We start from the raw sequence: 12,320 nt of genomic DNA on the forward strand, positions 1-12,320 counted from the left end.
TTCTCCTCCATTAAACTAATATACAATTTGATAGTCTACTGTATCACCATAATCGTCAATATATTCCCATAGTTTTGTAGCTGGTTTTGGTTCTGATATTATGATAATCAATTTATATTCTTTCATATTCTTTCCATCACTTAATGTAAATCTAGCAGAACGTCTAAGGTTTAATGGTTGTCCTGATGCAGGGTATATGCTGCTTCCCTTAGATATCCCTATAATTGGCGATAGATTTCTTAAATCAAGCTCATATGGAAGTTCTATATATATCCTTCCATTGACATTATCTATTTCTCCTTCTATTCCTTTTATCTTAAAGGATTCTATTTTCATTTCTTCTTTTTCTTTATTCTTATCTACATCATTTCCCCCTGTAGAACCCCCATTATCTGAATCCCTATCTGATTCCATAATTTTAACAGTATATAGATTTATATTTCCATCCTCATCTGTTAGTACATAATCTTTGTAATAATCTCTTAAAGAGTTATTTTCTTTATTGGGCTCTGGATCCATGGTCTTTCCAGTCCATTTAATTTTAGGTATTAAATCATTAATATCGTATTTATCTATACCCTTTGGTAATCTAAGCTCTATGGTATTTCCCTTTATAGTAGTTTCTAAACCTGGTACTAAAAACTCTTCAATTTTACTATTTCCTGAAGGAGATATATATTCTATATCAACCCCGTAATCTATTGTTTCATTTGATGGTAAAGGTGGATATGGATTTATAGATACCTTATTGTTCTCATCATAATTCTGTGGCTGTCCCAATCCTGGTCTTACTGATGTATTAGAATCATTTGGTTCAAATTTTGATTCATTTATATATATTTCCTCTACATAAGTTCCAAAAGGTAATTTAAAATGAATTTTTTTATTGTCTTTATCTATCTTCCCTCCTACACCCCTCAATACAAATTTAGTAAACCAAAATGGAGCTTCTTCCTTAATATAAACTTGCACTTCATATACTTTGGTAGTTCCATCTTCTGCTGTTACTGTGTATTCAACGTCTCTAGTAAAGTCTTGTGGTTCATTTCCATCAGGAGATATGTTTATTCCCTGATGGCCAAAAGATATTCTAAGCTTCTTTAATATTTCTTTACTAGTACCTACTGGAAGCTCTATTTTTATATTTTTATTCTGATTATCTATTTCGATCTTAGCATCTGGAAAGCCCTCTACTTTACCTTCTTCTATGTTTTTCTTACTGTTCTTTACTCCTTCTTTCCTTTTAGCTTTTACTGTATATTTTTTTATCGTCCTTCCATCCTCCGCAGTTACTCTATATTCAACATCCTTAGTAAAATCTTGTTTTTCTCCTATTTTAGGAGATATCGTTGCTCTTTCAGATATTTTTATTATAGGTATCTGGTCTTTTAGTTCTTCATTAGATATATCTTCTAGAAGATCTATTGTTATGATGTCAGTTTCATAATCTATAAGTCCTTCTTTTCCTAATAGCTCAAAATATTCAATTTCCGCTTCGCTGCTAAATTTCTTGCTAAAATCAAAGGGCACATCATAATATAATGAATAGGGTTTTCTCCCATTTTCTATAAAGTTAATATACCATTGAAGGGCATACATTCCTTGATATGTTCCCATAAAATTATAACTATTATCAGTATGTCCAAATCCATCCCTTGTAGGAGTAGCAAATTTATTGATCCAATTGACTATCATATTATCCTCTGGCCCTCTGGAAAATCTATAATCTGAAAAAGGATCGATACCCATGGAACATAAGGATATGATAACCTGAGATGTGGATTCGCTGTTTACATCTTTCCATGAAATCCCTAAGAAATCATCATTTAATGGCTCTACTCCTTTAACTGATTTTCCTCCCCGTTTATCCCCTAAGAATAACTCTACCCCTTCTTCTAATTTATCCATTACTTCATCACCATAGACAGGATGATTCTGATATGGATATAGTCCCTGCATCAACATGGCTACCATATCAATTCCATAGGGATCAGAACCATATTCATGATTTAACAGAAATTTAATATAATCCTTTCTGGTAATATCAGCATTGGCAGGTATGGAGTAATTTCCCATATCAAAGGCTATAAGAGAAAAAATACCTCCGTTTATACCACCAATACCTCCGTTATACATCATCTCCATTATATTAATAACTTCTTTCCCAGAAGGCTTTCCTAAGTCCGTCTTAAAGGGTTTACCATCAATTTGGAATGGTTCCAGATTAGTAGCATCTACTCCCATAGCAGTTAAAGTCATAGCAAATCTGGCAAAATCCGTAATTTTAATGCTGGATAATTCTCCTATTTCATCATACATGTTAAATCTTTGAGGTAAATCTTCAGTCTTTCTCCTTATTCCATCAGAGGTGCCATTCTTTTCACCTTCGTAGAATCCTATATTCATCCATTCCCAATCTTCACGAGTTGTTTCCTTTTTGTATTTATTGTATATATTGTCCCTTAATTGTTTAAGTTTGTTCATATATTCTTTATCAGGACCAACGGCTTCTTCCTGACTATGGATTACGGATACTTTATATACTCTTTGTTCCCCATTTTGGGAAGTTACTGTATAATCAATTTGTCCCTTTGAAAAATCCACTTCCTCTGAACTGGCAGGTTTTACTTTTGCATTTGGAGAAATCGCTATAAAGGGTTTTATATTACTTAAATTTACTGTGTTTGGAACTTCTACTGTAATATTATTTTCTTCTATTTTCCCATCTATGGTTCCTACTTTAAAGGATAATATCTTATTCTCAGAAGAAGCAATACCATGGGATACAATTACCTCATATTCTTTAGTTCTCCCTGATTCAGATGTTACTGTGTATATGACAGGATTTGTAAAGTTTTGCGCTTTTTTAGACTTTGGAACTACACTGGCTCTATAATCTATCTCAATATCTGGTGTTAAAGCAGTAATATCGGTTCCATAGGGCACTGTAATATTAATCCTTCCACTATCATGGTCGATATTTACATTATAGTCATCTATACCAAAATAAAGGATTTCATTATTATGAGACCTTTCTAAAGTTACATTTAAAGTATATGTTTTTTCTAAATCGTCCTTTAGGATTTTTATACTATTTATCTTTTCTATATTTACATTTTTATTTTTTTCAATTTTAATTTCATCATTGTTTTCATCTATATAATAGGCTTCATTACCTGTATGATAGATATCTAGATATAGTTTCTGTGAATCAATATAAAATGGTATATCTAGGTCTATGCTATCTTCCCCTATTATCCCATCTATTTTTTCTCCATATTCACTGGTATAGCTTAAAGAGTTAATCAGCAGTCTAGGTTCTTCTTTCAATACTTTGACTGTCCACTCCTTTTCCATATGACTATAATCCTTTAAACCATAGTATTCTATATATTTGTCATGGGACGCATCTATAGGTCTTATAGAATAAATTGCAGAACTTCCTATTTCAAAATCTCCAGATTTATACCTTCCAATTACCCAATCAGGTGTGATAATCTCCACCTGAGATTTATCCAGCTCTGTTCCCTCCGGAACATATAGATTCACCAAAGAATTTTCCTTGTCAATTACACCTGAATATTTATCGATTTTAAAGTCAAATATCTCCGGTTCATTTATTCTATGGGATTCTATATATTTTACTACATCATAAAGTAGTGGAATAGACGCTTCTATTTTCTCTCTGGAAAGAAACTGGCTGAATTCTGTGGAATTCGTAGTTGTTAAGAGTATCTGTTTCCATTCTCGAATTGCATTTGCGGCATAATTTTTATGCATAGGGTGATAATCCCCCGGCTTTTTAGGTTCCCCCTGTCTGGCAATTTTATCTGCCAAGGACTTAATTGTATCTAAAGCCTCTGTAAAATCCTCCTTTAAATTCTCTACCTCTTTAGGGTCTACTCTTTGACTTTTATCATAATTCTCCATAAGCCATACAGGCATAAAGTCTTCCCTGGTATCATTGTCATAGGTAAATCTATAAAGATACTTTACAGGTAGTTCATGGTTATGCTTTTGTCCATCAATAACTAGTTCTCCCAATGGCAGTTGATTCCAATTTCCATTTTGTGAATTGCTATATGCATATGTTTTCGCCTTTGTTATGGTGGCTTCCTTAACCTTTATGGGAATAAAAGTAGCGTTTATATTGATCGCTCCAGTAGTGTTTAATATATTATCTGGAACAATCATTCCCGGGCTAAAATGTTCTTTAGATTCTATTGATCGAAAAGCATAGACTACCCAATCTCTCCCACTAATTGAAGCAAAGGATATCTCAATGGATGAAAATAAAATTAGAATTGCTAAGAAAATACTAAATAGCTTTTTAATTTTTTTTAAACTTTTCATATAAATCTTCCTATTCTTTTATTTTATGTAAAAAGGAAGGGGCATAAGCCCCTTATCCCTTATTCATCTTCTACCACTCTGGTCCTCCTAGGTCTATACCCCAGTCAAAGGTATATCCCCATGTTAAGGTACTATCGCTAGCTGTTATAATATATTGAGATGCTCCTATATTAGCAACCTCATTATTCATAAGATATATCCAGCCTGTTCTGTCCTTCTCCCAATCCCATGATGGGAAATCTGGCTCCCCTTCTGTTTTTTGGAATAATAGATCTGGTAAAGTCGGATCAGTGCCTCTTCCAATTTCACTTACATAGCCGCTGTTTATACCGATTACATTAAGATTGGTTCCATCTACTGCCTTTTGGAATACATCCATTGCTGACTCCCCTATATTTGCGGTTACTGGTATGAATAATGAACCACTTTCTAATCCATCCACTGCATTCTGTACTCTAGCTGCTGCTGCAGGATAAGCTGCTGCCGTAGGAACTACATAGCCTCCTGTATTAGGACTTATATAAGTTCCGTCTAACCAATCATTTACATTTTCCAAATCAAATGTTACAAATATTAAAACATTTGTACCATCTATACCTGCATTTATTTGATAGGTTCTATAAACTGCACTGCCTGATTTCAGAACAAAATCTACATACCCCTCACTAAAATCCACACTCATATTTGGAGTATAAGGAGTTCCATCTACTTCTAAATCATATAAATCTTGATTAAAATCAACTTCAATTTCAACCTGACTTAAATCTTGAGTTGATCCTTCTGGAAATTCTATATATCCAGTATATCTAGTTACATCCCCTACTTCTACTGCATTCATTTCTGCATGGATGTCACCATTAACAGCCCAAATATCTAGAATTCCATCCCCTGCTGCAAATACAGTACTTGTCAAACCAAATACCATAATTAACGCTAACATCAAACTTAAAATTTTACTACTTTTCATGAATTTCTTAAACATCTTTTTTCCCCCTTTTTAGAATTTGTTTTTTTGTAAATAGCTTATTCTATTTACTTTTCTCTTGATGTTAGGATAATTTTCCTAACATTAGCTACCATGATTAAATATTGTTTATAGTCATATTTAATCAAATGACTATATTACCATGGCAACCCCCCCTTTAATGTAGAATTAATATAATAAATAAATATATATATTTATTCTGCCCTAATAGCTACTTGTGGACTTATTCTCATTGCTTTTATAGCTGGAATTAATGCACTAAGTACAGCGACTATTCCTGCAAAGGCTACTCCACCTACTGCCAACCACAATGGAATTATAGAACGTACTTCCATTTCACTAAGCAATACCGGTAATAGATTTTTTAGTCCAAAGCTCATTAATAATCCTGCTATTCCACCTATTACACCAATAATTGCTGATTCCACAAGAAACATTTTCAATATATCAGTTAATTCACTTCCCAATACTTTCAAGATACCTATTTCCTTAGTTCTTTCATTTATTGCCATCATCATAGTATTGGCTGTCCCAATACCTGCTACTAAAAGGGCAACTGCCCCTATTGCTGCAAGCATACCTTGAATTTGTCTTGATTGTTTTTTTACTGACTCCAACATATCGTTTAGGGAATACGTCTCAAATCCTGCTGCCCTAATTATATTTATTACTTCCTGTGCTGAGTCAGTATCCTTTGCTTTCACCCATACCATCTGATATGTTTGAAGTTTAGATACTTCGTTTTCATCATCATCTGGTAGCGAAGGAAGATATTCTTTGTTATCCTTCATTATTTCTTCTAGTCTTTTATATTCTATGAAACCTGATGTAGTATAGTTATGGTTCTGATTGCTGCATATTCCTGTTACTATTGCTTGATAATTTATGCCTCTAGGAATAGCTCTGCCATCTTTCCCTTCTTCATATTGTCCCATTAATGTTTCATAATCAAATGCCATTCTAATATTGGATTTCATAGGATTTACTAATTCCTTAATGTTTTCATTTTCTATTACTTCCCATGTTTCTGGATCTGCAAAGGAATTTTGTACATCATCAGTCACCATTATTTCTGGTCTTACTCTTGTGCCTTTTAATGGAAGTTCCCCTTCCAATGGTATAAGTTGAAAGTTAGAAGCAGTATCCATATCTATTCCATATAATTTAATAGGTGCTATATATTTGCCACTTTTTAAATAAGGCACTACTTGTAATACTGGAGTTGCCACCTCTACCCCATCTAGTTTATTAAATGACTGTACTGCTTTTTCATTTAGTAATGCTACCTTTCCCTTCGATTCTCGGGGAGGCATAACATCTATTTTTGTCAGACTTCCCATTTTCTCTATGGACTCTTTGTAGGTTTTATCATATCCTATTCCTACAGATATCAATACAACTATACATGCTACTCCTACTGTCATTGCTAAGGCAGTTAAAATAGTCCTTATCTTTCTTCTCCAGAGATTTATAAATCCCATATAGAAAAAATCTGCTATTCTCACAGCCTACCACCTACCTTTTTTTATAAAATAATAGGCTCCGCCTGCCATTGCTGTCAATATTCCTACTCCTCCAGTAACCACTATAACATTAGCCTGTCCATTTTCTGGTTTTATTTCTTCCTCAATCACCTTATTTCCTAAATAATCCTCGTCTTTGATATCAATTTTAAAAGGTAATTCCTGTACATTTTCTACTCCATCTATATCATCATAGGTGATGATGAAAGTCCCCTCTATTTCGCCTGCTCTATGACATAGAATCTGAAAATCAGCACTGCTTTTGGCTCCAGGAAGTAAATCTCCGCCATAGAATTTTTCTATCATAGATATATTCTCATCTTCAACATCTATTTGGAGATTATATACTTTGCTTTTCCCTTTATTGACTATTGGAATAGTGACAGCTATTGGTTCATTTATTCTATTTTCATTTCCATATATTGTTGGTGATTCTATAGATATATCTACTTCTTGTTTTATCTCCAGAACTATACCTTGAATCTGTGAACCTGGACTTACTTTAGACGTTTCATAATCCATATTTACTACAATCGTCGAAGTTGGATTTGTAGCTGTTGACAGCGCTTTTAAGTTAAATGTCCGTCTTGCCACTTTTCCAGCCCCTAGATAATCAATATAGGCACTGTCACTTCTCCCTGAATCCGGCATTAATTCATCTTGAATTAAAGTTAGAGATATGAGACAATTTTCTATACTTTTATTCTTTGAAGCATTTTTAAACTCCAAGGTTAAATCAAAGGTTTCTCCTGAATAAATTATATCTGGTTCCGTAGTATACCCTATTACCATTAACTTTGGAATAGAATCTGGTAACTCCTTTGGGTCCTCTTTTGGTTTTCCTTTAGCCACATTAACATATGCAGAAAAAAGGCTTTCCTCTGGCGTCCCATTTTCTTTATATGTTGCCCTAAAATTTATTGGTTTTGCTCCTGATGAAACTTCTTCTGATATTTTAAATTCATATTCTAAACTTACTATATCTCCATGAGCCATATTAGGCAGTTTTTTTCCATAGTTAATTACTTCCACTACAAAAGGCCATTCTTCTAATGAGTTGGATATTACAGGGGTAATATTTATATCTGTTAATGTTCCTCCATTGTTAACTAATGGAAGTTTTAATTTTATCCTTTGTCCTGCATCTCCTGATGGAGCTGGAATAATAGAGCCATCTCTATCAACAGTTGCTATACTCAATGCTCCTAATTGATTTGTTACTTTAGATTCGCTTCCATCATCAGTTACTTTTATATATGTAATAAGTTCAAACTCTACATCTTCCTTTATTTGAGTTCCATTTATATCATCTTTTCTCCATATTGTTGCATTTACTAAAAAAGGTATAGGATAAGTGCCTTTTTGTGCTGTTTTAGAAATCTCGAAATCGTAAAATACATCTGCTCTACTGTTATACGTCATATCCTTTATTTGTTTTATATAACTTGCATTTTGAATTTCAAAGGGCCAATTTTCTATTTCTGATCTCTCCGTTGGGATTACTGGTTCTATAGTTATATTTCTTATTATGTAATTTAAACTTGGTATATACTCCCTATTTACTGCTAAGGGAAGTTCTATTAATATTTTATCTCCTGGATTTCCACTGACTGTTTTTGCCCCAGTATCAGCTAATACAATTGCCTTTTTATCACTAACTTCAATTTTATCTTGACCTATATTTGTTTTCGTATTTGTATTTGATGTATTTGATGTATCTGTTGCATAAATGGCAGATAATCTTCCCATAAGTACAAATGATATAATTATTAAAAATATTGTTAATCTTGTGAATGTAGTTATTTTGTGATTCAATTATTTTCCCCCTCATTTACCTATGAATTAATTATTTTGCCATCTTCTAAATATACGGTCCGTGTCGTATAATCTGCTACTATTTCATCATGGGATACTAGTATAAAAGTTGTCCCTTCTTTTATAAAAAAATTTATCAATAAGTCCATTACTTCTTCACTGGTCCTTGTGTCTAAGTTTCCTGTAGGCTCATCTGCAAATACTATATGGGGATTAGTAACTAATGCCCTTGCGATTCCCACTCTTTGCTGCTGTCCTCCTGACATTTCATTTGGCTTATGCTTTGCATGGGAATATATACCTACACGCTCCATAATTTCCTTTGCCCTTTCAAGTCTTTCCTTTGGTGCCATCCCCCTTAATATTAAAGGAAGCGCAACATTTTCCAATGCTGTATATTGGGGCAGAAGATTATAAGATTGAAATATAAATCCTATGTTTTTTCTTCTATATCTAATCCTATCCCTTTCGTTTAACTGTTCTAAATGATTCCCATCAATTATTATCTTTCCCAAAGTGGTTTTTTCAAGTCCTGCCATTAAATTTAGAAGCGTAGACTTTCCAGAGCCTGACCTGCCAGAAATCCTTAACCTCTCACCTTTATGTACTGATAGACTTACTCCAGCTACTGCTTTTATTTTGTTGTTCCCAAGTATAAATTCCTTGTGAACATCTATTAATTCCATATATGCACCCAATTATTTTCACCTTCTAATCTTAATTTCCTAGCCAATCTTGACCTAAATCCTTTCCTAAATCGCATGTATAATTCCACTCAATAACATCTCCGCCTTTAAGTGTATATACTCCAGCTCCATAGTTTGGGTACCAATTATTTACACTATACATCCACCCACTCCAACGTCCTCCATCAAATTCATAAAGATTATTTATGCCTTCTATATAGGCAGAGGCTCCATTGCCTATATATTTCATATGAAATTTATATTGGTCTTTTGCTGCTATAAGTACATCTAAAACCGTATCTCCTTCTTTTATTTTAAATTTGGTAGTCGATAATATTACTCCACTAGGAGGAACTATGCCCTGCCATTTAGGATCATCTGCCATCCCTTTTGCCACTGCCGTATCACATCTAATATGCATAGTTACTATATTATCCTTTTTATCCTTTGCCTTTTCTTCCCTCTCTTTTTTCTCCTTTTCTTTCTTAGCTTCTGCTATTGCCTTTGCTTTTTCTTCTTCAGTGGATTTATTAGTTTCTTTTTCTTTTTTGTTTTCAGTTTCTTCAGCCTTCTTTTTTGCATTTTCTCGTGATTTATTTATTTCCTCCTGAAATTTATTTATTGGTTCCTCTTTTTCAGGTTGATTTTTCCCACTATCTTTATCTTTTTTTGTTTCATCTATAATTAGATTTTGAGTAACCTTTTTATCCTTTTCCTTAGACTTTAATAATTTTTGCCATGTGGATTCTTCTTTTTCTTTAACATCTATATCTGACTCTATATCTTCAGAATCCCCTTGTGATAAATCAGCATCTTGTTTGTTTTGATTTCTTAACTGTACTAAAAGTGAATCTGATTCCTGTTCTTCAAGATTTTCCTCTGAATTATGGTCAATCCAATATTCAATATCTAAAGTATTTGATTTTGCGAATGCCTTATTAATAGAAAAATAGTCTTTGACTATTCCAATGATTTGAAAACTACCTAAAATGATTGCTACAGACAGTAATAATAAGAGAAAAATATTCTTCTTTTTTATTTTCATATTATCCCTCTTTTCTTAACTATATAAATTATATAAATAAAAAAATGTCTTAACCTCCAGAGGTTAAGACATTTTATACAAGTATAATTACATGCCAATATACAGTCGTTACATCTCGCCTCAATCCTGGAAGGCTAATGAAAATATTACTTAGGCAGTTCTCCTGACTTATGGGTCGTTGCTTTCTTTTACCTTCCCAGAGATTTTCCAGTGGTATTTTAAAAGATTGCTCTCCATTTACAGTGGCCGGACCGTTCGTGATTTTCACACGATTCCCTTTTAATCTTTGTTATACAAAGAACCTAAACACTTTATATTTAATTTTCAGAATTAACTTCATTATATACCATATTTTTCCTTTAATCAATATCTTTTGGTACAAATTTATCAATATATGTTTAAAGGTTCTATAATTTATTATGGAACCTTTAATGTCTGTATTATTTCTTTATATTATAAAATGTTTTCTTTCCTTTATAAACTGATTCATCTCCTAGCATATCTTCTATTCTAAGTAGTTGATTATATTTAGCTACTCTGTCAGTTCTTGAAGGAGCTCCTGTTTTTATTTGACCTGCATTTGTTGCTACTGCTAAGTCTGCTATAGTAGTATCCTCAGTTTCTCCTGATCTATGGGATATAACTGCTGTATATCCATTGGTTTTTGCCATTTCTATTGTATCTAAAGTTTCGGTTAATGTACCTATTTGATTTAATTTTACTAGTACTGAATTTGAAACACCTAATTCTATACCTTTTTTCAATCTTTCAGTATTTGTAACAAATAAATCATCACCTACTAATTGAATTTTCTTACCTAATCTATCTGTTAACAGTTTCCATCCATCCCAATCATCTTCTGCTAAACCATCTTCAATGGATATAATAGGATATTTATTTACTAATTCCTCATAATAATCTATCATTTCTTCTACAGTAAGAACTCTGCCTTCTCCTGCTAAGTTATAAACCTTCTTATTTTCATCATACATCTCTGATGCTGCTACGTCTAACGCTAGCATTATTTCTTCTCCTGGTTTATATCCTGCTTTTTCTATAGCTTCTACTATAGTCTTTAAAGCTTCTTCATTACTTGATAAATTTGGTGCAAATCCACCTTCATCTCCTACTGCTGTGTTTAATCCTTTAGATTTAAGAACTGCTTTTAAGCTATGGAATATTTCTGCACCCATTCTAAGAGCTTCTTTAAAGTTTTTAGCTCCCACAGGCATTACCATAAACTCTTGGATATCTACATTGTTATCAGCATGCTCTCCGCCATTTAGAATATTCATCATAGGTACTGGCAATGTTTTAGAATTAACTCCACCAACATATTGATATAATGGCATTCCTAATTCATCTGCTGCTGCTCTTGCCACTGCTAAAGATACTCCAAGGATTGCATTAGCACCTAATTTACCTTTATTATGAGTACCATCTAATCTAATCATTAATTTATCTATTGCTGCTTGTTCAAATACATCCATACCTATTACTTCTTCTGCTATTATATCGTTAACATTATTTACTGCATTCATAACGCCTTTACCTAAAAATCTTTCCTTATCTCCATCTCTCAATTCTACAGCTTCGAATGCTCCTGTAGAAGCTCCTGATGGAACTAATGCTCTACCAAATGCACCATCCTCTGTCCATACTTCTACCTCTACAGTAGGATTACCCCTTGAATCTAATACTTCTCTTGCATAGATATCTACTATTATACTCAAAATAAATTCCTCCTTGATTTCGATTTTCAATTAACAATTAATGATTAATAGCCAAAGGTCATGTATGCAATTTAAAAGCATTGAAACTAGTCAAGTTATTTAAAAAATATTGAGCCTTTAATGTTTTAACTGTTAATTGTTCTCTGACAATTATTAATTGATAAAATCTTATTCTTTACT

At 32.8% G+C, this 12,320-nt stretch carries 7 protein-coding genes and 1 riboswitch; all 7 genes read right to left on the reverse strand.

The window, feature by feature from the left end; translation table 11 throughout:
* Window positions 1-15 precede the first annotated feature (15 nt).
* Window positions 16-4,353, reverse strand: coding sequence for an SGBP N-terminal domain-containing protein (locus tag ABWP20_RS00675; RefSeq protein ID WP_353092721.1), 4,338 nt, complete (start codon window positions 4,351-4,353; stop codon window positions 16-18).
* 70 nt (window positions 4,354-4,423) lie between these two features.
* Window positions 4,424-5,335, reverse strand: a complete 912-nt coding sequence (locus tag ABWP20_RS00680; protein WP_353092723.1) for a hypothetical protein — start codon at window positions 5,333-5,335, stop codon at window positions 4,424-4,426.
* A gap of 197 nt (window positions 5,336-5,532) precedes the next feature.
* On the reverse strand, window positions 5,533-6,843 hold the full coding sequence (locus tag ABWP20_RS00685) for an ABC transporter permease (RefSeq protein ID WP_353092725.1): 1,311 nt from the start codon (window positions 6,841-6,843) through the stop codon (window positions 5,533-5,535).
* Window positions 6,844-6,846: 3 nt separating this feature from the next.
* Window positions 6,847-8,676, reverse strand: coding sequence for a COG1361 family protein (locus ABWP20_RS00690; protein ID WP_353092727.1), 1,830 nt, complete (start codon window positions 8,674-8,676; stop codon window positions 6,847-6,849).
* A gap of 20 nt (window positions 8,677-8,696) precedes the next feature.
* Window positions 8,697-9,374, reverse strand: a complete 678-nt coding sequence (locus ABWP20_RS00695) for an ABC transporter ATP-binding protein (RefSeq protein ID WP_353092729.1) — start codon at window positions 9,372-9,374, stop codon at window positions 8,697-8,699.
* 19 nt (window positions 9,375-9,393) lie between these two features.
* Window positions 9,394-10,407: a DUF4430 domain-containing protein gene (locus ABWP20_RS00700; RefSeq protein ID WP_353092731.1), complete on the reverse strand. Its 1,014-nt coding sequence runs from the start codon at window positions 10,405-10,407 to the stop codon at window positions 9,394-9,396.
* A 136-nt stretch (window positions 10,408-10,543) separates the two neighbouring features.
* Window positions 10,544-10,728: riboswitch (cobalamin riboswitch) on the reverse strand.
* Between the two features lie 119 nt (window positions 10,729-10,847).
* Window positions 10,848-12,140 carry a phosphopyruvate hydratase gene (gene eno / locus ABWP20_RS00705; RefSeq protein ID WP_353092733.1) on the reverse strand — a complete coding sequence of 431 codons (1,293 nt, stop codon included), beginning with the start codon at window positions 12,138-12,140 and terminating at the stop codon, window positions 10,848-10,850.
* Between the last annotated feature and the right edge of the window lie 180 nt (window positions 12,141-12,320).

The sequence above is a fragment of the Tissierella praeacuta genome (assembly GCF_040396155.1).
Classification (GTDB): domain Bacteria; phylum Bacillota; class Clostridia; order Tissierellales; family Tissierellaceae; genus Tissierella; species Tissierella praeacuta_A.